This is a genomic window from Lactobacillus sp. B4007 (assembly GCF_026535895.1).
GTDB lineage: Bacteria > Bacillota > Bacilli > Lactobacillales > Lactobacillaceae > Lactobacillus > Lactobacillus panisapium.
On the sequence record NZ_JAFNPA010000004.1, the window covers coordinates 58,166 to 82,545 of the forward strand.

General features: G+C 38.9%; 20 protein-coding genes, 1 riboswitch and 1 other annotated feature. Of the genes, 8 read left to right on the plus strand and 12 right to left on the minus strand.

Annotated features, from left to right (window positions below):
• Positions 1-174: 174 nt before the first annotated feature.
• The gene (locus J3U54_RS07190) at positions 175-1,713 is read right to left on the minus strand and encodes an SLAP domain-containing protein (protein WP_267385595.1); all 1,539 of its coding nucleotides are present in this window, start codon (positions 1,711-1,713) and stop codon (positions 175-177) included.
• Between the two features lie 198 nt (positions 1,714-1,911).
• Here J3U54_RS07190 and J3U54_RS07195 point away from each other — a divergent pair, with 198 nt between their 5' ends.
• Positions 1,912-3,753 carry a BspA family leucine-rich repeat surface protein gene (locus tag J3U54_RS07195; protein WP_267385596.1) on the plus strand — a complete coding sequence of 614 codons (1,842 nt, stop codon included), beginning with the start codon at positions 1,912-1,914 and terminating at the stop codon, positions 3,751-3,753.
• 65 nt (positions 3,754-3,818) lie between these two features.
• Here the strand turns inward: J3U54_RS07195 and J3U54_RS07200 are convergent, their stop codons facing one another.
• A complete protein-coding gene (locus J3U54_RS07200; RefSeq protein ID WP_103752758.1) occupies positions 3,819-5,309 on the minus strand; it encodes an SLAP domain-containing protein in 1,491 nt (496 codons plus the stop codon).
• A gap of 176 nt (positions 5,310-5,485) precedes the next feature.
• Here J3U54_RS07200 and J3U54_RS07205 point away from each other — a divergent pair, with 176 nt between their 5' ends.
• A complete protein-coding gene (locus J3U54_RS07205) occupies positions 5,486-7,615 on the plus strand; it encodes a BspA family leucine-rich repeat surface protein (protein WP_267385597.1) in 2,130 nt (709 codons plus the stop codon).
• 63 nt (positions 7,616-7,678) lie between these two features.
• Here the strand turns inward: J3U54_RS07205 and J3U54_RS07210 are convergent, their stop codons facing one another.
• Positions 7,679-9,184, minus strand: a complete 1,506-nt coding sequence (locus J3U54_RS07210; protein WP_267385598.1) for an SLAP domain-containing protein — start codon at positions 9,182-9,184, stop codon at positions 7,679-7,681.
• A 162-nt stretch (positions 9,185-9,346) separates the two neighbouring features.
• Between J3U54_RS07210 and J3U54_RS07215 the strand changes: the two genes are divergently transcribed.
• Together J3U54_RS07215 and J3U54_RS07220 are read left to right on the plus strand one after the other, a co-directional pair.
• Entirely contained in the window at positions 9,347-10,030 is a 684-nt protein-coding gene (locus J3U54_RS07215) for a dihydrofolate reductase family protein (RefSeq protein ID WP_267385599.1), read from the plus strand.
• A gap of 143 nt (positions 10,031-10,173) precedes the next feature.
• The gene (locus tag J3U54_RS07220; protein ID WP_267385600.1) at positions 10,174-11,493 is read left to right on the plus strand and encodes a replication-associated recombination protein A; all 1,320 of its coding nucleotides are present in this window, start codon (positions 10,174-10,176) and stop codon (positions 11,491-11,493) included.
• A 68-nt stretch (positions 11,494-11,561) separates the two neighbouring features.
• On the opposite strand, the gene J3U54_RS07225 is transcribed toward J3U54_RS07220, so the two are convergent.
• From J3U54_RS07225 to J3U54_RS07235, 3 genes are all read right to left on the minus strand, one after another.
• Complete coding sequence (locus tag J3U54_RS07225; RefSeq protein WP_220232641.1) at positions 11,562-12,311, minus strand: amino acid ABC transporter ATP-binding protein; 750 nt, start codon at positions 12,309-12,311, stop codon at positions 11,562-11,564.
• On the minus strand, positions 12,311-13,936 hold the full coding sequence (locus tag J3U54_RS07230; RefSeq protein ID WP_220220575.1) for an ABC transporter substrate-binding protein/permease: 1,626 nt from the start codon (positions 13,934-13,936) through the stop codon (positions 12,311-12,313). The genes J3U54_RS07225 and J3U54_RS07230 overlap by 1 nt, the downstream gene beginning before the upstream one ends.
• A 111-nt stretch (positions 13,937-14,047) precedes the next feature.
• Positions 14,048-14,224, minus strand: a riboswitch (Lysine riboswitch).
• Positions 14,225-14,307: 83 nt separating this feature from the next.
• The gene (locus tag J3U54_RS07235; RefSeq protein ID WP_267385601.1) at positions 14,308-14,940 is read right to left on the minus strand and encodes a DNA-3-methyladenine glycosylase; all 633 of its coding nucleotides are present in this window, start codon (positions 14,938-14,940) and stop codon (positions 14,308-14,310) included.
• 43 nt (positions 14,941-14,983) lie between these two features.
• Here J3U54_RS07235 and J3U54_RS07240 point away from each other — a divergent pair, with 43 nt between their 5' ends.
• Positions 14,984-15,358: a DUF488 domain-containing protein gene (locus J3U54_RS07240; RefSeq protein WP_267385602.1), complete on the plus strand. Its 375-nt coding sequence runs from the start codon at positions 14,984-14,986 to the stop codon at positions 15,356-15,358.
• 106 nt (positions 15,359-15,464) lie between these two features.
• Here the strand turns inward: J3U54_RS07240 and J3U54_RS07245 are convergent, their stop codons facing one another.
• The 3 genes from J3U54_RS07245 to asnA all read right to left on the minus strand — a co-directional run bounded on the left by J3U54_RS07245 (position 15,465) and on the right by asnA (position 18,204).
• Positions 15,465-16,244, minus strand: coding sequence for a TerC family protein (locus J3U54_RS07245; RefSeq protein ID WP_103752767.1), 780 nt, complete (start codon positions 16,242-16,244; stop codon positions 15,465-15,467).
• A gap of 112 nt (positions 16,245-16,356) precedes the next feature.
• Entirely contained in the window at positions 16,357-17,061 is a 705-nt protein-coding gene (locus tag J3U54_RS07250; RefSeq protein WP_103752768.1) for an NAD-dependent protein deacylase, read from the minus strand.
• Between the two features lie 129 nt (positions 17,062-17,190).
• Positions 17,191-18,204: an aspartate--ammonia ligase gene (gene asnA / locus J3U54_RS07255; protein ID WP_103752769.1), complete on the minus strand. Its 1,014-nt coding sequence runs from the start codon at positions 18,202-18,204 to the stop codon at positions 17,191-17,193.
• 58 nt (positions 18,205-18,262) lie between these two features.
• Positions 18,263-18,503 (minus strand) — a binding site (T-box leader).
• A gap of 134 nt (positions 18,504-18,637) precedes the next feature.
• On the opposite strand from asnA, the gene J3U54_RS07260 reads away from it, so the two are divergent.
• Positions 18,638-19,114 (plus strand): hypothetical protein, encoded by a 477-nt coding sequence (locus tag J3U54_RS07260; protein WP_103752770.1) that lies wholly within the window; start codon positions 18,638-18,640, stop codon positions 19,112-19,114.
• A gap of 140 nt (positions 19,115-19,254) precedes the next feature.
• Positions 19,255-19,896, plus strand: coding sequence for a nitroreductase family protein (locus J3U54_RS07265; RefSeq protein WP_267385603.1), 642 nt, complete (start codon positions 19,255-19,257; stop codon positions 19,894-19,896).
• A gap of 109 nt (positions 19,897-20,005) precedes the next feature.
• Here J3U54_RS07265 and cls read toward each other — a convergent pair whose 3' ends face one another.
• Entirely contained in the window at positions 20,006-21,463 is a 1,458-nt protein-coding gene (cls, locus tag J3U54_RS07270) for a cardiolipin synthase (protein ID WP_103752772.1), read from the minus strand.
• Positions 21,464-21,486: 23 nt separating this feature from the next.
• The gene (locus J3U54_RS07275; protein WP_103752773.1) at positions 21,487-22,419 is read right to left on the minus strand and encodes an alpha/beta hydrolase; all 933 of its coding nucleotides are present in this window, start codon (positions 22,417-22,419) and stop codon (positions 21,487-21,489) included.
• Between the two features lie 70 nt (positions 22,420-22,489).
• Here J3U54_RS07275 and J3U54_RS07280 point away from each other — a divergent pair, with 70 nt between their 5' ends.
• Positions 22,490-23,281, plus strand: coding sequence for a ribonuclease H family protein (locus J3U54_RS07280; RefSeq protein ID WP_103752774.1), 792 nt, complete (start codon positions 22,490-22,492; stop codon positions 23,279-23,281).
• Here J3U54_RS07280 and J3U54_RS07285 read toward each other — a convergent pair whose 3' ends face one another.
• Positions 23,282-24,253: a DUF1002 domain-containing protein gene (locus tag J3U54_RS07285; protein ID WP_103752775.1), complete on the minus strand. Its 972-nt coding sequence runs from the start codon at positions 24,251-24,253 to the stop codon at positions 23,282-23,284. It lies immediately after the preceding gene.
• Positions 24,254-24,380: the final 127 nt, after the last annotated feature.

A 24,380-nucleotide genomic window follows, 5' to 3' on the forward strand; every position in this document is an offset into this window, starting at 1 on the left:
TTAATTTCTATGGGAAACAAAAAATCAATAGTTTTTGCTATTGATTTTTTAACTATTTAGTTGTTTTTTAAAAAAGTCTTGCTTTTAAAAGCCACGCAATTGCACTGTGATCATAATGCACACTTTCTTGTCACAGCACTAGCACTATTAATATTTTGATTTTCAATAAACCAATTAGTCACCAAGTGGATAAGACATTGTAGTGAGTTGCGTGATTGCTGTTTTAAGATACCAAACAGCTTCCTTTACTTCGGCAACAGTTGCTTTATCAGATTTTTGAATAAGAATAGCGTTTGTTAATGCACTGTCATAGTTTGCTTTTAAGTTTGTGTATGCACTATTTATTTTTCTATCTTTTTCTTGATCGATTAGTTTAGCCAGTTCCTGTTTATCAGTTTCTGAAGCAGTTTTTTGATCGCTTTCAGCCTGAGCAGCGGTATTTATTGGGTTTAATTTAATACCGCTAATATATTTGACATCACTTGCCTTGATAAAGTTGTTGCCATAATTTAATTTTTGCTTTTCAACAGGGTGAGCGGGACTAGAATTTGTTGTCGTTGAATTATTAGCATCGATAACGCTGGAATTTTCATAATTTAGGCAGTGATAAAATAACTCGGCCTTCTTTTCCTCGGGTACCCAAAGATACATTAGACCATCAACCGTGAGGTCCCTGTACTTTTGCTTTTTAATGCTTTTACCGATTGATTTGCCAGTAGTATCGTAAAGCTGGACGGTGTCACCAGAAAGTGGCTGAACAAAGGTGTAAGTTAAATCTTCATAATTTATAATTGGCAAGTTTACCTTTAAAGAAACATTACTTTGATCAATATATTCATCTGGATGGTCGTGTAGTCTAAAAATATATCCTTCAAAACCATCATTGGCATATGGAATCACAGCTAGATCAACTTTGATTTTCTGACCCTTTTTAAGAGTACGTTTAATAGAAGAATAGTTGACTGTAGTTGTTGATGACTCAGTTAACACTGTTGCGGTGGCAACGCCGTTATACCGTTGCGCATGGCCATCAATATAGCCGACATTAGCAGCTTTAATATAGTGACCTTGACCCAATGAATAAAAGTTTTTACCTTTTATTTTAGCTGTTGGCAAGTATTCAATTTTTAAATGTCGTGCGGAATCATCTTCATAAAAAAAGTATGTTGGAGCTTCAGTTGCAGATTTAATTTTGCCTTGGTAGCTCACAATATCTTTTTTAAATAGTTTTTTGCCTGTGGTACGACCATTTTTGTTATAAACAAACGAATTGTGATTTAAAATCAGTTTGTTTTTCTTTGTGTTTTTGCCATTTTGATTTATAACGACGGCTGCATCAAGGTAATAGTTGTTGGCAAGCTGATAATAAGTACGACCATTAATTTTCTTAGTGCCATAATAAGGATAGGTACCATAATTTTCTCCAGTATCCCTCACGCTGTTAACATCTGTCATGGCAAAGCCTTTTTTGTCGACCCTAAAGTCTGTAGGTATCAAATAGGCCTTTGAAGTTGGGTCTTGCTTAATTTTGATTTTATTACCAAATTGGTTATAAACGTAGTCATCTTCTAGCAGTTGAACTGTTCCTTTTGCTTTTTTAACGCTCTTCTTAGCAGCCAAAACTGGTTGTACTTGAGCTAAAACTGTCGATAATGGAGTGATTGCTAATACTGTTGCTGTTAGCCCAATTCTAATCTTTTTTATTAATTTCATTTTTTACCTCGTAAATTATCTTAAACCTCATAATCATATCTATTATAGAACACTTTTTAATAACCATATATATAAATCTGAGTTCAACATAAAGCTATTTTTAAAAAACGGTCTTTTTTCTTCTTGTAAATTTTATCTTTTAACCAATTTAACCAGCAAGCCGGTCTATAATGAGGGTATGAGAAAAGAGGTTATGTTATGAAATCGAATAGCATGAATAAATTGAAAAAAAGCAAAATTGCAGTTATTGCACTCTTGCTCAGTTTGCTGTGCCTGATTAGCTTCACGGCGACGACTAAAGCCGATACGCCAGCTGGCACGTCACTAAGTAATGAAACTAATTCTTCAGCCGATATTGGCTTATGGACGGGTAAAGATGGTGACTGTGATTGGAAATTTGATCTAGTCACCAGGACGCTCACAATCAGTGCACCGGTGAAAACAAGTCAGCTGTCAAGCACGCCTTTTAAAAAGGAATTTAACTGGTATGACATTATTGAACACATTGTCTTTGAAACACCAGTTAGTCTCGCCTCTGATTCAAGCGCAAAATTTGCAGATTTAAGAAGTCTGCAAGATATTAAGGGCTTAAATCAGGTGGATACCAGTATGGTAACTAGCATGGCAAGACTTTTTGCTGATGACCCGAATTTGACTAGTCTTGATGTCAGTCATTTTGACACTGGCAAAGTGACCGATATGAGTGGTATGTTTGAAGACTCTAAATTTAAGCAGCTTGATTTGAAGAATTTTAATACTGCCAAGGTTACTGATATGTCAAAAATGTTCTATTCTACTGCAATAGAACAGCTCGACTTGAGTAATTTTGATACAAGTAGCGTTACCAATATGGCAAGCATGTTTAGTTATACGAAGTTGGCCCAGCTTGATCTGAAAAACTTTAATACTAAAAAGGTTACCGATATGAACGGCATGTTTAGAAATAATAGCTTTGCTAGTCTAGATGTAAGCAATTTTGATACACGCAACGTAACCAAGATGAATGGTATGTTTGAAGAACTAAAAAATGTGACCAACCTTGATTTAAGCAATTTCGATACCAAAAATGTCATTACTATGAGCTTTATGTTTGCTAATTCGAAAGCATTAACTAAGGTAAACAATGCCGGCTGGGACACGAACAGCTTAAAAGATACTTCGGATATGTTTTACAATGCAACTGCTCTGACAGAGTTTGATTTAGGTAATTTGAATACCTGTAATGTAACAGATATGTCTTACATGTTTTCGGGGTTTACGCACCTTGATCAATTAGATCTGAGTAAACTGGATACGCGAAACGTAGGTTATATGATTGGCATGTTTGAAAATATCAAAGAAGTTAAAAAGATTGATGTTAGTTATTTTGATGTCCGAAAAGTAATACGTACATTTGGTATGTTTAAGGGTGATACCGCTTTAGAAGAAGTTAATTTGAAGGGCTGGAACCCAAAGCGTCTGGAAGATATGGCGAACATGTTTAGGAATGACAAGAATTTAGTTAGCTTTAAGTTGAGATCATTAAATACTAAAAATGTCAAAAGCATGGATAATATGTTTAGAAACGATGTAGAACTGCAGAAAGTTGACCTGTGCGGGTGGAAGACGCAAAAGACTATAGCTACTGCTAGAATGTTTAAGGACTGTCCTGAGCTTACTTATGTTGATTTACATGGTTGGCAAATGTCGAATCTGGGGAATTCAACCCAAATGTTTTACAATGATCGCAAACTTGCTCTTGTTGATTTGAGTCATTTTAATATTCATAATAGCCAAATACTTGCAGAGGCCGGAAATCCCGCGGGTTTTGCCGTTAAGCTAGGCCATTACCGTCTGCGCAAGAGCTGTGGCGTTGGTCATGGTTTTAAGCATATTCAGGCAGTTGGTAAGGGCACAGCCAGAAAGCCAAAAGGCAAAAAATATACTGAAAAACGACTGCTTAAACTTTATAATCATTCGGCCAAAAAGAGCCCAATGGAAGTTTACGTAATGTATAACGGTAAAAAGCCACATTTTCCTAAAGGATTATCGATTAAATAATTTTGTAAAACAAAAACAGGATTAGTTCATGTTGTCGCATGAATCAATCCTGTTTTTTAATGATCTTAATCTCCTCGTGGAAAATTCATTGAAGTCAGTTGGATCTTGGTTGTTTTGAGGTACCACATAGATTCTTTTACCTCAGCAACCGTTGCTTTATCCGAGCGTAGTACTGCCGAAGCGTTGGTTAGCGCGCTGTCGTAATTATGACTACCAATTGAATCAACTTTACTCTCGTTAAAGAGGTCTTGCAACTCTTTCTTGTCAGCTATTGTAGCGATTTGCTGATCTTCTTTTGCATCTTGTGCAGTATTGACTGGTTTTAGCTCAATACCACCAGTGAAATTGACGTCACTTGCCTTAATAAAGTTGTTGCCATAAAGCAGTCGTGCTACCGGCTTGCCCAAATTATTGGTGTCATCTACTACAACTTTCGTACCATCACTATTTACAACGTCTTTGTCGTCTTGGTTTAAGTAGTGATAAAACAGTTCTGCTTTATTCTCACTTGGTAGCCATATGTAAAATAGTCCATCAACTTTAACTTGGTCATTGTCACCCGTTTTGATACTCTGATTAATGGGTTTGCCGTTAAAGTCATAAAGCTGAATGTTACCGGTGTTTTTAGAAGCCACATAGCTGAAGACTAAGTCTGTATACAATTTGATTGGCAAGTTCTTTTTAAGCAATATTACGCTCTCATCAACGAACTCGTCTGGATAGTCGTGCAGTCTATACATATATCCTTCAAAGCTATCATCTTGCCAAGGTATTACCGTCAAATCAACCTTAATTTTTTGGCCCTTTTTAAGTGTGTGCGAAGTTGGCCTGCTCATTACTGTTTCAGTCTTAGTTTTTGTCAAAACAGTTGCGGAAGCTACACCATTATAACGGACAATATGACCATTAATACTGTCAACATTCGCTGCCTTAATATAGCGATTGTTGCTTAAAGCATAAAATTGCTGCCCCTTAATATTATGAATAGGCAGGTACCGTATTAGTTTATCTAAATGCCAACCAAAATCATTTTCGTAGAAAAAGTATTTTGGCATAGCAGTAACAGATTTAACTTTATCCTTATACTTCAGAATAGAGTTTTTAGGCAAAGTTTGCGTAGTTCGTTTACCTTTTTTAGTATAAACAGCAGCCTTATGCTTTAGAACAAGTTTGCCTTTTTTGGTGTCCTTGCCGTTCACGTCCTTCACGACGGCTTCATTGACATAAAATCCGTTATCTACCTTATAATATTTTTGACCATTTATTGTTCTGATTGCAAAATAGTCGTAATTATCTTCTTCATAGGTAAAGGTCTGGACATATCCTTGTGGATCAAGAATAAAATCGCCATTAAAGTTGGAATTTTTACGTTTAATTCGTTGGCCGAATTTATTATAAACATAGCTTGGCTCAATATAAGTAAGCGAGCCCTTTGCCTTAGCTGGTTTCTTAGCTGCTTGTATGGTTTGTACTGGATTGAAGCTTAGTAAGATTGGGCTGAATACCAGAACAGTTGCCATCAGCCCAATGCAGATTTTTTTGGTTAATTTCATCATTTTATCTCGCAAATTACTACTTTACTTAGTATTATAGCTCAATTGCTAAGCTTTTAATATAACATCTGAAGACCCTGCTATCTGTAAAAAGATAAAAAATTTGCTGATTTATTATCTGGTGCCGATTTAAGCGCGAAAACAGCTTATAATAAAAATAAGAGAAAAGAGGTCATGAAATGAAACAGCATTTGTTTACAAAAAATAAAAAGATAGCTGCAAGAATCGTTGCAATACTTAGTTTATCCTGTTTAATCAGTGCAGTAGCACTCACTGTTCAACCTACCACCAAAGTTTTGGCTGATACAAGGGATACTATGAACAATTTGGGCTACTGGACAGGTAAGGACGGCGACTGTGAATGGAGCTATGATGTTGGCACTTGGACATTGACCATCAGTGCAACTAAAGAGGGTAATAGCATGTCGTCCCAACCGCTTTATCAAGCACTTGCCTGGCATCAAAATATTAGACACATTGTCTTTAGCTCGCCGGTGAAGCTTCCAGCTAATTCAAGCAAAAAATTTCTTGGGCTAAGTAGCTTGGAAGATTTCAGGGGATTGGATTTAGTTGATACAAGCGACGTAACCAATATGTCAGAGTTGTTCATGGGGGATGGTGCGTTGTCTGGGCTAGACTTAAGTCATTTTAATACTAGTAGTGTGACTAACATGAGTAAAATGTTTTCGCAAACTAATCTGGCAAAACTTGACCTTCACGGGTTTAAAACTGAAAACGTGACTAATATGAGTGGCATGTTTTTAGGTGCAAAAATTACCAACCTAGATTTAGCAGGCTTAAACACCCAAAAAGTAACTAACATGTCTGACATGTTCAGCAATTTGGATACCGAAAGACTAAATCTGTCCAAGTTAACTACCAAAAATGTGACCACAATGAGCGGTATGTTCAGGGCATGTAAGGCTAAACAAATTGATTTCTCAAACTTTGACACTAGCAACGTGACTGACATGAGTCACATGTTTGCTTCTTGTAAAGCAGAAAAGCTTGACTTGTCGAACTTCAATACTGGTAAAGTGACCAATATGAGTGACATGCTTAGTGGAATTGATACCGATAATCTGGATTTAAGTGGCCTGAACACGAGCAGTGTCACTAATATGAGTGAGATGTTTTCAGGTAGCAAGGTAAAACAGTTGAACCTGTCTCATTTTAATACTAGCAAAGTGACTGATATGGCTAGTATGTTTAAAGGGGTAAATACTGCGAGTTTAGACTTAAGCAGTTTTAACACTAAGAATGTTACCAATATGGCTTCTATGTTTGCAGGAAGCGGATTAAAAGATCTGGATTTGTCTAACTTTGATACCAGTAAAGTGACCGCAATGAACGGTATGTTTAGCAAAATGGGCATAACCAGTTTAGATTTGGGTAATTTGAATACGAGCAGCGTCACCAACATGAGTGAAATGTTTTCAGATGATGCTGCGTTAACAAAACTGAATTTAAGCGGATTTGATACTAAAAATGTGACTAATATGAGCCGAATGTTTAATGGTTGCCAAGGCCTGCTTGATTTTGACATTGGCCATTTTGATACCAGCAAAGTAACATCTTTTGCCGGCATGTTTGCGAATCTACCACAGATTAACAGTTTGGATCTTAGTCATTTTAAGACCAAGAAAGTAACTGACATGAGTAGTATGTTTTCAGGGGATACGGCTCTAACGGATCTGAATTTAATGGGATGGAATACCAATCAGGTCGGGAATATGAGCCAAATGTTTAACAATACAGGTTTGGTAAAAATTGATTTGAGTCACTTTAAAACCAAGCGTTTAACTAATGTCTTCGGCATGTTCAAAGGTGCTGCTAATTTGAAAACGGTCGATCTGCATAAGTGGAACACACGAAAAGTCAGGCATTTAGATGAAATGTTTATGAACTGTCCAAAGCTGGTTAATGTTAATTTTCACGGCTGGCGTTTATTGAATTCAATTTCTTTTGGTGCAATTCGCATGTTTGCCGGTGATTATCAACTTGCTAGCGTTGATTTGAGCGGTTTTAACAAAAATAATAGCCGAATATTGCAAAATGCTGGCAATCCAAAAGGTCTAGCTGTAAAGCTGGGGCATTATCGTTTAGCTAGGGATTCAGGCATTGGACATGGCTATAAACATATTCGTGCTGTTGGCAAGGGCACTATCCTAGCTCCTAAAGGTAAAAAGTATACTGAAAAACAATTGCTAAAACTGTATAGTCGTTCTGCTAAAAAGTGTCCTAAAGAGACCTACGTAATGTATAACGGCAAAAAGCCGGTCATACCAAAATGGATTAAAATCAAATAACTTTACAAAAAATAAAACAGGATTAGTCCTCATTAATTGTGGGATAATCCTGTTTTGTCCTTATTAGTCGCTTTCTGGGAAAGCGAAAGCAGTTAGTTGCAGCTTAGTTGTTTCCAATAGCCAGACTGCTTCTTTTACCTGTGCAATCGTAGCCGAATTAGATTGCAAGACTTTAGACGCGATAATGATAGCAGCACTATAGTTTCGCAGCCGATAATTAATTTGAACTGACATGTTCTCGTTTTTTTGTCCTTCTAAAAATAGAGTTTGTAGTTTCTTTTTATCAGCATTAGTGGCGATGCTCTGGTCAAGTTTAGCTTGTTTAGCAGTAATCACGGGCTTTAATTTAATTCCGTGGGTGTAGTTGACGTCGCTAGCTCTAATAAAACTGTTTTTTTCAAGAATTAATTCTTCCGTATCAATTTTTTCTTTCTTTGTTTGAGGGTCAACTAAAGTTAAGGTTGGCACACTTCCGTCGTTGTTAATGAAGCCAGAATCAAAGTCTAAATAGTGGTAAAATGGCTCGGCTTTCTTTTCTTCAGGAAGCCATAAATAAAATAGCCCATCAACGGTAATTTCTTTTTGCTTATTCTCAATATTGCGCGCAATTCGCTGACCAGCAAAATTATAAAGTTTAATATTCTCACTGGTTACCGGTTTAACATAAGTAAACGCAGCATCGTGATAGTCAATGTTGGGCAGGTAATTTCTTAAGTTAACGTCATATTCGTTAATGTATTCATTAGGATAATCATGAAGCCGTAAGTAATATCCCTCAAAGTCGTCATATGGTGGAATTACCATTAAATCTACTTTGACTTTTTGCCCTTTTTTCAATTTATGCTTCGTTTTTACCCCAGAAACCATGGTAGTTGTCGTCTTAGTCAGCATTTTTGCATATGTAGTTCCCCTGTAAACTGCATAACAACCGTTAATGCTTCCGACATTATAAGCTCTAATATAGCGATTACGCCCGATTGAGTAATATTGTTTACCTTTGATGTCTGTAGTTGGCAGGTAACAGGTTTTTCTTGAGCGATTGAGATAATAATACTTTGGCGCAAAATTGGACTTGGCAATCTTGACTTTTCCGCGGTATTTAACGACTGCTTTTTTAGCTAAAGTTTGTCCTGTCTTTTTCCCATTTTTGGTATAAACAGTCGACTGGTGATTTAACACCAGTTTGCCCTTCTTAGTGTTTTTACCGTTTGCTTTATACACATCGCCAGCATTTAAATAATGTCCGTGGCCGATATTATAATATGTTTGGCCGTGAATTTTCTTTGTACCGTGATTATAAAAAATGTTGTCATTAAATGACAAAATGCGCATGTAGTTATTAGGGTCAAGCTCAATATAAGGGAAGCTTTTGGTCGTATTTCCCTTGATTTTATGTCCCAACTTGTTGTAAACGTATGCGTCGTAAATTAAAAAGATTCTTTTTTTGCTGTTCGTACTTTTCTTGGAGGCTTGAACGGTCTGCATGTTGTTCGAGCTAGATAGAAGCGGACTAAGTGCTAGGACGGAAGCTGTCAGTCCAATGCAAATTTTTTTGATTAATTTCATCATTTCACCTCATAATTGTTACTTTATATAGTATTATAGCGCATTAAGCTTGTCGGTCAGTGTTCAAAATAAAAAAGGTAGGTTCTTTATAACTTGGCAAAAATATCTGCTTGACTTAAAGAATACTTGAAGTGCTAAGCTCTGAATAAATAAGGAGGCAAAAAGATGCAAAGAGCAAAAGTCGTTGTTCACATGTATGTGACAATTGATGGCAAAATTGACGGGAAGACCGAGAGTCCTGAATCCGGTCAATATTATAGTGATGAATTATTTGTTTTAAGTAACGCTGACGGTAACGGCCGGCGCACAATCCAAATGTACGCTGCACCAGACACAATTAACTTGACGAAATACAGTCCTGAAGGTATTGACGATCAGGATTGGTTACCTGACATTAAGTCAGACACTTGGTCAGTTGCGTTTGACCGCAAGGGCAAATGTGGCTGGAATCAAAATTATTTCTTGTATAATCAACACTGCATGCACGCAATTGAGGTGGTTACGCGGCAGGCTAAAAAAGAATATCTTGCTTTTTTACGGTCACTCAATATTCCCTACATTATTTCTGGCGATGAGAACTTTAATTTAGCGGAAGTACTGGTCAAGTTAAAGCAGCATTTTGGTATTGAGACACTAGCTGTTTGTGGTGGAGCCAGAATTAATGGCGTCTTTTTGGAGCAACATGTCGTTGATGAAATTTCGCTTGTGATTTCGCCCTATGTTAATGGGGACAAAGAGATTAAGGCGGCTTTTGAAACAGCCACGCGCATCGACGACCGCTTCAAGACTGACATGGTAAAAAAGCTACCTGACGGCGGCATTCATTTACTTTTTAAAAAAGATAACTGAAAATAATTGAGTAAAAGATTAGCTTGCATCTTATGTGGGCTTTTTTTATGTAAAAAGGATTCATAATGATCTTTTATTAGCAAAACTACTACTGCCATGTATAATGAAGATAACTGGTTACAATTAGTAGAGAAGATAGAGCTATGAAACAAGAATCATTATTTGCAAATAATGCAGCTAGTGAGCCACTAGCGAATCGGGTCAGGCCGCAAAATTTAACTGAATTCGTTGGTCAAGAACAATTGCTTGGCCCGGGTAAGATTTTGCGGGAAATGATTGATCATGATCAGGTTTCCTCCATGATTTTTTGGGGCCCGCCTGGAGTGGGTAAGACTACTCTGGCCGAGATTATTGCACGGCAAAGTCAGGCGGGTTTTTACAGTTTTAGTGCCGTTGATAGTAGTATTGCGAAAATTCGCAAAATTATGAAGCAAGCCGAAGAAGAAAGCCAGTTAGGACAGAAGACGTTAGTTTTCATTGACGAAATTCATCGCTTTAACAAGGCGCAGCAGGATGCTTTTTTGCCGTATGTTGAGCGTGGCAGTATTACTTTAATTGGCGCAACCACCGAGAATCCTTCCTTTGAAGTTAATTCAGCCTTGCTGTCACGTTGCAAAGTTTTTGTTTTAAAGGCACTTGAAGTTACCGACATTATTAAATTGCTCAAAAATGCCATTAATAACCCTAACGGTTTTGGTAAGGTTAAAGTTAACATTGACGAGCAAGAGATTAAGGCAATTGCTAAGTTCGCGAATGGCGACGCGCGGACTGCGCTCAACACCTTGGAAATGGCTGTTTTGAATGGTGTAAAAAATGGTGACACGATTAGTGTGACAATGGCTAGCTTAAAACAGCTGATTACGCAGAAGTCGGTTTTATATGATAAAAATGGGGAAGAACACTACAACATTATTTCCGCCTTGCATAAGTCGATGCGTAACAGTGATGTTGACGCCGCAATTTATTGGCTGTCGCGCATGCTAGAGGGCGGGGAAGACCCGCTCTACATTGCGCGGCGGCTCGTGCGCTTTGCCAGTGAAGATATTGGGTTAGCCGACACCAACGCACTCAACGTGGCAATCAATGTTTTTCAAGCCTGTCAGTTCCTAGGGATGCCGGAGTGCGATGTTCATTTAACGGAAGCCGTGATTTATCTGTCGCTAGCACCAAAGTCAAACGCTGTTTACAAGGCACGACTTGCGGCCGAAAAAGACGTTAAAAAAACAATTGATGAGCCGGTTCCGCTCCAAATTCGCAATGCCCCAACTAAATTGATGAAGGACTTGGATTACGGTAAGGGCTATGAATACGCTCATCAGACCCAAGATAAACTGACAACGATGAAGACCATGCCGCCTAATTTAGAGGGGCACGAGTACTATTTGCCAACTGAGCAAGGGCATGAAGACCGGTTTAAAAAGCGTCTGCAGCAGATTAAAAAGTGGCACCAAGAACACGATTAAGTAGATATTTAACAGCATATTAAAACCGCCTTGAAACAGTGTTCAAGGCGGTTTTTTTCTTGCCGATTTTAATTATTCTGGAAGTTACTTAAGAACTTCGCTGTCTTTTCATTTTGCGGATGATTAAACAATTGGTCAGGATTGCCTTGTTCAGCAATTACACCATCACTGATAAAGAAAATCTGATCGGAAATATCACGGGCAAAAGCCATTTCATGGGTAACGATAATCATCGTTAAACCAGTAGTGGCCAAATTTTGCATAACGCTCAAAACTTCGCCGACCATTTCTGGGTCAAGTGCACTAGTTGGTTCGTCAAATAGCAAGATCTCTGGGTCCATGCTAATCGCCCGTGCAATTGCAACCCGCTGCTGCTGACCGCCTGAAAGTTGGCTAGGGCGGGCATTAATGTATTGCTCCATGCCAACTTTTTTAAGGTTTGCGAGGGCAACTTGGCGAGCCTCTTCTTTTGAACGCTTCAAAACAAGTTCTTGGCCGACCATGCAGTTAGCCAGGACATTTTTATTTTCGAATAAATCGAATTGTTGAAAGACCATGCCGACCTTGGCCCGGTAAATGTTCCGATTATAGTTTGGCTCTAGGACATTTTCACCGTGAAAAATAACTTCGCCGGCGGTTGGTTCTTCTAGTAAATTGATACACCGTAAAGTAGTCGATTTACCACCACCAGAAGGTCCAATAATCGTAGCAATTTCACCTTTATTAATATCAAGAGAGATGTCACGCAGAACTTGATGTTCACCAAAAGCCTTTTGAATGTGCTTTAAGCTTAAAATAGTTTCATTTGTTTCAGTCATTATTTATTAGCCTCCGTGTCTTTTGTTGCTCCTACTTGAACCTGGTTTGCCATTAAGTTGTAGTTTTTGCTACCCTGCAGGTGCTTTTCAATTAAATTGAAGATTCTGGTAGTCGTGAACGTTAACAACAGGTAAATTGCGGAAATGGTTAAGTAAGTCGGGAAGAACTTGAAGGTTTGACTGGCAACCGTCGTTCCGACAAAGAATAGTTCAGAAACGGAAATGATGCTCAAAACGGAAGTATCCTTAATATTGACGATAAATTCGTTAGTAATTGATGGCAAACAGTTCTTGATTGCTTGTGGCAAAATAATGTGCCACATTCTTTGATTATGTGTCATTCCCAAAGCACTAGCTGCTTCAAACTGACCTTCGGGTGTTGAAATAATCCCACCTCGGATAATTTCGGCTAAATAGGCACCAGTATTAATCGAAACAATAACTAACGCAGCAATTGTCCGGTCGATATTAATGTGCCAGAATTGGGCTATGCCATAGTAAATTACAGCGGCCTGTACCATCATTGGCGTGCCCCGGAAGATCTCAATGTAAACGGCTAAGAGCCAATTGACAATTTTTAAGAGCCATTTTTTACCCTGGCTGGTTGGAGTCGGAATAGTTCTGATGATACCGACAAACAGGCCGATAAAGAAGCCGGCGATGGTGCCCACTAAGGCTAAGAGCAGGGTCATGCCAATCCCGTTTAAAATCATGCCGCCGTACTGCTTCCACATTGAAACTAGCCACGGCTCGGACTTCCCGTTTTTACCCTTTTTCTTATCATCAGTTTTTGGCTGCTGCTTAATGGCCGTGGTCATTAACTTTGTTCGCTGGGAATTTGGAATTGTACCTAAAACGTGGTTGACTTCTTTTAGCAGCTGCTTGTTTGGCTTAGCAATTCCGATAGCAGTAGTTGAATCTTCCTTGGAAACCTTGAACCCGGCCATTTCGCTAATTGGAATCGCCTTAATGTCAGGATCAACCATCTTAAAGGAAGTTGATTCGGTATCTTCGGCAACGTAGCCATCAATCGTTCCTGAAATTAAACTTTGGCGCATTGCCGCAAAGTCGCGCATTGCTGGTTGTCTTTTAGCGCCCTTTAATTGCTTAATCAAAGCATAATGTGAAGTACCTTGTTGGGCGGTTAATTTTGCACCCTTAAAATCATTTAATGTTTTAGCGTTAGCGTATTTGCTATTAATCTTGGTGATAACAACAAAAGTGCTGTTTCTGTAAGCATTGGAGAAATTTATTGCCTTGGCCCGTTCAGCCGTTGGGCTCATCCCAGCAATAATTAGGTCGGCCTTGCCACTAGTTAAAGCTGGCAGCAGTCCATCCCACTCAGTTTTGACAACTACGACTTTGCGGTGCAGCTGTTTACCAATAATTTTGGCAATCTTCACATCGTAACCGTTGGCGTATTCGTTTGACCCCTCGATCGGAACAGCACCATTAGCGTTAGTAGTTTGGGTCCAATTGTATGGTTGGTAATTGGCCTCCATAGCTACTTTGAGTTCACCGCTATTACTTTTTGCTTCAACTTGAGAAAAGTCGAAGTTGCTGCCGATAATGAAACTGAGCAGCACAGAAAGCAGAACGGTAATCCACTTATTTCTTGACTTCATTTTGAAAACCTCCGAAAATCTTGTTTCAAATAAAGCCAATACAATAAAAAGCGTAAACAAAAACCTCGTTGCTCTTCAAAACAACGAGGTTATAATTAATCATCTTTAGACAAATCATATAGCGCTCCCTGGGAATTAACCAGGACAGTCTGCAAGATATTCTCTTTGCAGCCCAACAAAAACATCAAAACGAAAATCTTTTTGTTTCGGCGACAATTCTTACGTTATCTTTCTTTGTGTTCGTTCACTCAAGATAATTTTGTAATGGTCGCGACCTCTATTGCATTGGAAATTATTTAACTTATGAAAAATAATAGGCTAAAAACAAAGGCTTGTCAATCTTTTCATTTAAAGATTATTTTATCATTATCTCATTTCCAACCATGATCTGAGCGATAGTCACGCTTTTTCATGCGGGAAACATATGGATTTCCAGCCACATAAAAGCGCAATTTTTTGTTAGCCCATTCGCGTTCCGATTGGTTGACACCAATGCGTGGACTAGTTGCGATTTTCTGGGCATTTTTGCGGTGACGATCGTTTAAGTCAATAGTAAAAGGGGAATCACTAAGAAAATGTAAATCCCATTTTTTATCATGAATACCAAATGCCTGCATCATTTTTGCCGGTCCGCTGGTTAAAGCAATGCCACTTTTACCTGAGCGGTTGGCAATCATCTGTTCAAGACCCCAAGCAGGTTCAATTGCTCTAATTAAAACGCCTTGCGGTTCATCTTTTTGTCTGGTTGCTACGTCAAAAAAGAAATATTGTCGCTGAGCATAAATATAGATTGTTCCACCGGGGCCATATAGTCCTTCATTTGCCGGACTGCGATGACCGCCATATGAATGTGCCGCACGATCTTTAACACCCAAATAAGCTTCGGTTTCGACAATATAGCCGCCAAGTACCTGGTTATTGCTGCGGTAAGTTAATGGCCGGCCGATTAAGTCAGCACTGATGGTTTCGGTTGATTGATTAGTAAAATAAGTTGTGTAATTCATTTTTTCCTAAAGTAGTACACTAATAATAATTGAGGTGAATGTAATGACAAAAATAAAGCTAGTCCGTGTATATGCTCAAGATCAGCCGGAGGGCTACCGCATTTTGGTAGACCGTTTGTGGCCAAGAGGCAAGAGTAAAAGTGTGTTGCACCTTGATTATTGGGCAAAAGAAATTGGACCGACAACTGCTTTGCGTAAATGGTTCAATCATGATGATAATAAATTTTCTGAGTTTAGGCAAAAGTACCTGGTAGAATTGGCGGAAAATCCGGCAGGGGCCGAGTTTGTTAAAACTGTTGAAAACAAGCTGCAAGAACAGGATGTTTTATTTTTATACGGAGCAAAGGACCCACTGCATAATCAAGCTGTGATTTTAAAAGAATACGTTGAAGGGCAAATAGTTAATTTGCACAAGTAGACAATGAAGTAATAACAGCCTTGTTTTACTTAAAAAAGCCAATAAAAAAGTTAAGCCCATTAAAGCAGCTTAACTTTTTTATCTTGTAGTTTTGCCCTTAGCAAATTTATAGCTTGCGGCCGTGCTTTTTAATCCGGATAAAGTGAAACGCAATTGTTAACAGCAAGACGCCAAAAACGATTATTGCAAAGACGGTATTAGGTAATTCATAGTGCAGAGGTGGCAATGAAACCAGCAGTTTTAGAGCAATAATCCCAATAAGAACATATGCCATTGGCTGCAATTCTGGGATAATATCCATTAATTTGATGATAATCTCAGCTACACCTCGCATGCATAAGATCCCAATCATGCCACCAATTAAAACGACGACCGGATTACTGGAGACGGCTAAGGCTGCTAGAACCGAATCAATTGAAAAGACGATATCCATCGCTTCAATTGAAATAACTGTCCGCCAAAATAGGGATAGGAAATGTTTGCCTTTTTTTGGGCGATGACTAGCAATTTTGGCTTCTTCAGCCTTTTCTTCGGCTGCGGCTTTTTGTGGATGGTGCTGATCATAAAAATACTTAATGGCGAGGTAGAAAAGATAGAGACTACCAGCCAATTTGATTTCCCAAAAATTAATTAAGTATGTACCAATTCCAATTACAATGAAACGGAAAATGTAGGCACCCCACATGCCGTAAAATAATGATTTTTCTTGTTGCTTCTTATCTGGCAAAACCTTAGTTTGTGCTGCCAAAACAACGGCATTATCAACGGAAAGCAGACATTCCATGAGAATTAAGGTTAAAATAATTAGCCAGTCTTTACCGCTAGTTAAAACATGCAGCCAGTTATTAGCGCTAAAGAATGGGGCATACAATTTTAAAATTGCCATTTAAAAGTTCTCTTTTCTAGTTTAATCAAGTGATAGTCACGTTGCTTTGCTATTTTAGCATAAGTAAACTGTTTTACTGATTGCAAGAGCCTAAGCTAGTTAGGCTAAAACCTTATAAGGCGCTAAAAACATCAAGAGCATCGCCAATAATTGCGGATATATCATTTGCCGGGATAGCGGTTTTATTAATTGCCCAAACTTTTGCGCCTGCTTGGCGGTATGTTAGTAGTTGAGCGAATGGATAAACGACAAAGCTAGTACCGGAAATAATGACAAGATCAGAACTCTGCATGGCATTAACTGCCTGAGCTAACCGATCACCATTAATTGCTTCTCCGTATAAAACGATTCCGGGGCGAATAATGCCGCCACACTCTTTGTGACGAAAAGAGTCAGCATATTCCGCATAAGTAACTGATTTGTGGCATTTGGTGCAATAAATTTCGTATAAGCTACCGTGAAATTCGGTTACGTGCTTATTGCCAGCCTTTTTATCTAAGCCATCAACATTTTGGGTAATTAATTCACCTTTTTGATTACAGATTTCGGCAATTTTTTGGTGGATTTTGTTAGGCTTAGCTTCTGGAAAATACATGTTGTCCATAACGAACCGATAAAAAAATTCAGGTCGATTGTAGAGCGTGTCTGCACTTAAAATTGTCTCGGGGCTCTCACTCACGCCGTCGTAGATACCGTTTTTGGAGCGGTAATCCGGAATACCAGAATGAGTTGATACGCCTGCACCAGTCAAGAAAGTGATATGCTTGGCCGCGTTAATATCTGCCTTGAGTTCAGTAAGTTGCTGTGAATCAATCATAAAATGTTTCGACCTTTCTCAAAATTATTACTATGTGATAGTTTACTACAAGATTTTTACTTTAAACCAGGTTTATTTAGTAAATAAAAATTCACACGATAGTAACTTAACGTGTGAATTTAAACATAATTACAAAATTTGCATCTGATGCTTTTGACATTGCTCAATCATTTCTTGGGGCCAAACACTTGCTTGCACTTCGCCAATGTGTGCCTTAGCAAGTAAAAGCATGCATAAACGGGATTGACCAATACCGCCACCAATAGTGTAAGGAAGCTTGCCATCTAAAAGCATCTTGTGAAATGCCAATTTTTCCCGGTCTAGGCAGTCAGCCTTTTTCAGCTGTTCGTGCAAACTTTCAGGACTGACACGAATACCCATTGAGGAGATTTCGATTTTCTGGTCGAGCGGTTCATACCAGAAAATCAAGTCACCGTTTAATTGCCAATCATCATAGTCAGGGGCGCGGCCATCATGAGGCTCACCGCTGCGTTTTAGTTTGTCACCGATTTTCATAATAAAGACAGCTTTTTCTTTTTGGGCAATTTTATCTTCACGTTCTTCGGGACTTAAATCTGGCCACATGTCTTCTAGTTCTTGGGTCGTAACGAAGTGCACCTTTTCGGGTAAACGGTAAGTTGAGGCAGGATAGCGAGCCGCACATTCTGCTTCGATTTGTTTAATTGCCGCAAAAATCTTAGTTACCGTTTCTTTTAGAGTATCTTCTGTCCGCTCTTTTTTAGCAATAATCTTTTCCCAATCCCACTGGTCAACGTAAATTGAGTGGAAATTATCGAGATCTTCGTCGCGGCGGATAGCGTTCATGTTGGTATACAAACCTTCGTGCATGCCAAAGCCATATTTTTTCAGGGCCAGTCGTTTCCATTTAGCAAGTGAATGAACGATTTCAATTGTATCATCTTCAGGCAAATCCTTGGCATCAAAGGCGACTGGACGTTCAACCCCATTTAAATTGTCGTTTAACCCAGTGCTTTTTTCGACAAAAAGCGGTGCTGACATTCTTTGCAAGTTTAGCTTTTGACCCAATATTTCTTGGAATCTTTCTCTGATAAAGACAATTGCTGCCTCAGTGTCACGAATTGTTAAAGTTGGTTGATAATCTTCTGGCAAAATTAAAGACATGGTAGTTACCTCCAAATTTTTGAGCCAAAGAAAAAGCCCTTTGTCCCATAATAATAAAAATAAGGACGAAAGGCTTTTTCCGCGGTACCACCTAGATTGCCCAAACTTTGGGCCACTCATGAAACACAATCATGCTTCACCAGTTTGATAACGTACTGGAGACGGCACCACCTACTTTAATTACTAGTTCAGTGTGCTGCTAGAAGTGTTTTTCGATAATCCAGGGTCTGCCGATTTTCCACTATCACCGGTTCACTTTAAGAGATAGATTATTTACTCGTCTTCATCACTGCATTTAAGTTAATAGTAATTTAACAACTATTTTAATTAAAATGCAAGTAAAAATTAATATAAAATAATAAAAAACGGTTTGGCAATCTAAAAAGCCTTGTTCTGTTATAATGGATAGGAATATTTATTGAGAGGAAATTTTATGGCAAGTTTTTATCTTATTTTGGATGCCTTGCTGCTTGGCTATACTTGCTATAGCTGGTACTGGCAGGCCAACATCAACTTAAAGGGACATTATCGGTCCTCATCAATTATTTGGGCGATAATTTTTATTTGGATTGGCTTTGCTTGGCAACTGATTGAAAAAAGTGATCCTGGCCTGTCTGTTTTTTTAGCGATCCTGTTAGTGATGAGCATTATTGACGGTTTTACCGGGTTTGCACCTAAAAAAGCAGTTGTGTCGGGCTACTTTCGCCGAACTGTACCGTATTCAGAAATTGCGTTGGTAACATTAATCAGAGTGCCTAATCCGAAAAAGAAAGCTGTGATTTGTATTTTAACGACGCAGAAAAATCGGCAATATTATCTCCAATTTTCAACGGGAGTTGCTCAGATCGTGGAGACGATTAAGAGCTACGCGCATCGCAGTATTAGAATTGAAATTCAGGATTTATTATAAAAATAATTTAGCAAGCAAGAGACCAGTTTTAGCTGATAAGCAGAACTAGTCTTTTTTATTACTAATAAAAGTGAAAAATATCACAAAATGTTGTAAACTATACTATAATTGGTGTTTTTAAATTAGAAAGCGTGAAACTGATGCTTAATAATGATTTTAATGATGTTGTTCAAAACCGCCATTCTGTTCGAAATTTTGACAAGAACGTTAAAATTCCGCGCGAGGAATTCAAGCAAATGTTCGAAGAAACTATTACCGCTCCTTCAGGCTGCAATCTGCAGGGCTGGTACTTTGAAGTTGCTGATACACCTGAGAGTCTCGCTAAAATAAAAAAGTACATGATGAAGTTTAACGATCCGCAACTGAATACCTGCTCTGCGATTGTTCAAATGTTTGCTCGTGTTGATGCTTACAAGAAATACCGGGAAATGTGGAACAAAACTTATGAAGAGGGTCACATAACCAAAGAGAAGTTAGATGAAGTTTTGCGGACTTTTCTTCCCCTATACGAAAATGGCACCTATGATATGTGTGCAACAGATGCAATTAGGTCCTGCTCACTTGCTGCAATGCAGTTTATGCTCGTGGCACGCCACCATGGTTACGACACTAACCCGATTGCTGGTTACGATGAATCCAAGATTGCCAGAACTTTCAACCTTGACCCGAAAATCTATCTGCCAGTGATGGCGATTGCTATCGGTAAAAGTAATGAGTCTGAGAAAGAGCAAATTAAAACCATTCGCTATCCAGTTGAAGACGTCTATCACTTTGCGGATTAGTGAGCATAATAAAAATTGCCTAAATGAGACCTTGTTCAAGTTAAAGAGATAAAAAGGCAGCCAAATTGGCTACCTTTTTATCTTTAGTATTATTAACAGCTAATCTTTTTTATAAAATTGGTGACAACATCCGTGAAAAACTTTGAAGAGTTCGTAACCAACGACCTTGCTGCTCAATCATCTCTGGTGTCAGTAAAGTAGAAACTTGCATGTCGTCCTCAAATGATTTGGCAACTTCCTTAGTGAAGTTTTTATCATAGAAAACGGCCACGTCCTCAAAGTTTAGGTCATAAGAACGATAATCTTGGTTCATTGAGCCCACAGTTGCGAAATCGTCATCAACGACAATGGTTTTGGCATGGATAAAGCCGTTATTGTAAATATAAACCTTAATGCCGTAGCGAGATAATTCGTTCGCATACCACTGCGTTGCCCGGTAAATGAAGGGATGATCCGGCTTGCACGGAATCATGATGCGCAAATCAACACCAGACATGGCAATTGTTTGCAGCGTGGCAAACATCGCGTCATCTGGAATTAGGTAAGGTGTTTGAATCCACAAGCGTTTTTCAGCTTGAAACATGAGCCGGATAATACCGTTACGCATATTAGCGTTGTAACGGTCGGGCCCATCAGAAATAATTTGGGTGGCTACATCACCGGGATGAATTTCATTTTCATCCAAGTTAGGGAAGAGCATCGTGTTAAAAGTAATAATCTGATCCTCTTGCTGAATTGAGGCATTCCAGTCCATGACGAAACGTTCTTGCAAAAGCAATGACGCGGATCCGACAATTCGCACCTGACTGTCGCGCCAGTAGCCGAACTTTTTCTTGCGACTCAAATACTGATCACCGATGTTGAACCCGCCAGTCCAAGAAGTTTTTCCGTCAACGACAACAATTTTGCGGTGGAGATGGTAGTTGATGCGGTAACGGGTAATCATATTGCGTGAAGTAATGAAAGGCAGAACCTCGCCCCCGGCCTTACGCAGCTGGTCAAACCAAGTTTTGGTTGCACCCATTGAACCCCAAGCATCATAGAGTAATCGCACCCGAACACCCTGTTTAGCTTTTTTAATTAGTAAATCAAGAATTTCGTTACCGATTTGATCATTATAAAAAGTGTAGAATTCAATATTGACAGTCTGTTTAGCATTTTCAATATCGCGCATCATGTCGCGAAACATTGGTACACCATCAGTATAGAGCTGAACGTGATTGTTTTTGCTGAGCGGCGATTCGCTATTACGGTCAAAAAAGCGGACAACCATGCTCGCTTTTCCTGAGGTGTCTGAAGGACTGGTCTTTCTCGGCGCCTTGGTAATTGACTTTTGCACATTGCGCAGTCCGATATGGTGCTGCTTATTAATGGCAAAAATATTTTCCTGCGAAATACCTCGTCCAAAAAAGCCGTACAAGATAATGCCAATAACAGGGAAAACTAGTAAGATAATTAGCCAAGCCCAAGTTGTTGAGACCGAGCGCCGGCGGTGAAAGACGATATAGAAAGCTAAAATAGTGTTAGTAATAATGATAATGCGAATAATATCGCGGAGTAGAATCACGTAGTTCCTCCAAAAACAAAAGATTATTTTTTAAGTCCAATAAATTTATCAATAATACTGATTACCAGCGGATTATCATGCATCCAGCTGTGCTCGGCGTATTTTTTACCCCGAATTTCGACCTCATGATAGGATTTGGCATGTGGTGCCAGAATATAGCGAATGCTCTTAGCCGAGATAACAGAAATAAATTTATCGCTATTTGTGTTATCAAGTACATTACCATAAATATTTAAAACCGAAATATCGGGATTGAACCTTTTACGCCTAAATAATAAATAAAGATAGTGCAAATTAATTACCGCTGGTCGACCGTTGCGATTGAGGCCGTTAACGTTGGGAATATCGCCCATATAGGTAACACCGTCAAATGGACCGGCAATGAACGCGCACATTGTTAACCGCGGGAAATTTTTCCTGTGGTACGTCCGCATTTCGGTTCGCACAATACAAGGACAAGCTAAGGAATGAGCCACAGCACGGTAATGCTTAAAATGATACCTGTTAGCCAAAAATGGCAGGATAAATCTTAGATAATAATCAATTGCGTAGACACCGACAATTCTCTGCCGAAAAACTACCTGCACAATAGGATTTTGATCCCCCGTCCATGTTCCTTCAAGCTTAAAGTTACCAAGCAAATCAGCGGTTACCTTGAGAAATTTAGCATTATTTTTATCTTTTAAGGCTTGCTTAACCATAATATTGGTGGTGTAGTCACCGCCGCGGAAGCCGTGGAAATAAATAATCGGTATTTGCTCAAAGTCACCGGTTTTGCTTTCAACAGTAGCATTATCTTCAATCCGTCTTTTATGTAGGCGTAAAAAAATGCGCATTGGTGCAATTGTTGCTAAAATAGCTAAGGAAATCATGTTGAACCGACTAGGTTCTTTTGATAAATTGTGCTTACGGTTCTTCTCAGCTTCTTCTTTATATTTTTTTGTATTGAAGAACATAATACCACCTTAAAAATAGAGCTACCTACATTTTAACATTGACTACGAAAATATAGTGACAGAGGTACATATGAAATTTTACGCCGTAAAAAAAGGCCGTACACCAGGTGTTTATCGCACATGGGATGCAGCCAAAAAACAAGTTGATGGTTTTCCTAACGCCGAATATAAGTCCTTTAGCAAAGTTACGGATGCAACGGACTACTTGGATTGGGATCAGCCAACAATTAAGCAGGTTTTTCAAAAAGACGAAGACTCCTTAGAGCAAGCAATTGCCAAAATACAGCGGGCTAGTCAGACAGTTAAAAAAAAGCAGCAAATGCCTAAACAGAAAAAGACACTTGCTGCAACAGAAAATGAGACTAGTGGCGACTATTTTGCCACGATTTATACTGACGGTGGAACCCGCAATACAGGCAACTTCAAAGGCGGCCACGTGAAGGCAACCGACAAGGCGGCCTGGGCTTATCTAATTGAGTGGTATGACCATAATCAAAAACAAACGGCATATGACTCGAATGGTGAATTTGGTGCCACTAATAATAAGATGGAGCTAACCGCCTTAATTGAAGCTTTGAAAAAGTTGCTGCAACTGGGCTTTAATCAGCAGCCATTATTGTTTGTCCTCGATTCTCAGTACGTGTTAAATCCAATCACTAAAGGCTGGCTCAAGGGTTGGAAAAAACGGGGCTGGAAAAAGAGCACACCGGGTGCAATTGCCAATTTAGAATGCTGGCAGGAAATGGACCGGTTGCTAGAGCAATTTCCTAGCGCCCAATTCGAATGGACTAAGGGCCATAATAATAACCGCGGCAATGAATTTGTCGACCATACGTTAAATAAGTTTATGGACCAAATGTGATTAGTTAAAGACGACGATTGTACCGCCAAATAAGTGACTAAAGAAATTAGTTACATTTTGCCAAGCTTGTTCTAGCCAGTTGCGGTTTTCAGGGGTATTGACTTTGTCAAAAATGCCCTTAGCATCTTTTTTGATGTTATCGGATAAAGCTCCAGCTTGATCTTTAAACTTGTTGTCTTTTAAGGCTCCAGAATTGCGGATTTCAATTAAAACATTAATAATCTGCTGTTTTTGGTTATTGTTAATGACATCACCCAAGTGGTTAATATTAATTTGGTTGTTAACGATGTCACGAATTTGGCTGTCAGAAATGTTGTTGCCAATTTTACCCATTTCTTGTTTGGCACCGGCAACGGCGTTGTTTAATTGAGCGTCACTGTAACCATCTTTACTCTTGTTTTCCTTGGTAATTTTACTTAAAGTTCCCATTTCGTCTTGGGCGGCGTTAACCTGGCTTTGATTGAGGCTTTCACCGGTTTTGTGGTAAGCAGCATAGACACCAGCTAAAGCACCAGAGCCATCGATTGGTACGGCACTAGTCACATAGATATTTGCGTCAGCAATTCCGGCCGTTAGTGCGGCATTTTTATACTGATCGGCGGTAATAGTCGTGATATTGTTTTTACCTTGATAATCCAAGATTTTGACATTAATGCCGCTGCCTTGAGCAGTCTTTTGAATCATTGCACTGGACCAAACGCCAGAATTAGTGGTGAAGTTAGCCCCCGAAGGATTAAGATATTTAACTAAGTCGCTTCCTGTGATGGTAATGGTTTGGTAACTATTGCCGTTTAACGGCTCACTAAGCGTTTTAACTGTTCCGCTGCGCTGACCATCCGATAAAGAAGTTCCTAGACAAACAACGGGAAGATCATCTGCCTTGACTGTGACTGTTTGCTGGGGCAGAGATAGTCCCAACGTTCCGATTAATAACGTTAAAATAGTAGTAATAATAGTTGTTGCTTTTTTCATAAAATAATCAACTCCTTGTTTATTGCTATTAATTATACTAAATGCTGATTACAAAAGTTTAAAATAGCTTTTTAGACCATCCGGTTTACGATATTTTTAATATTTTAGATGGTATAATAAAAAACAA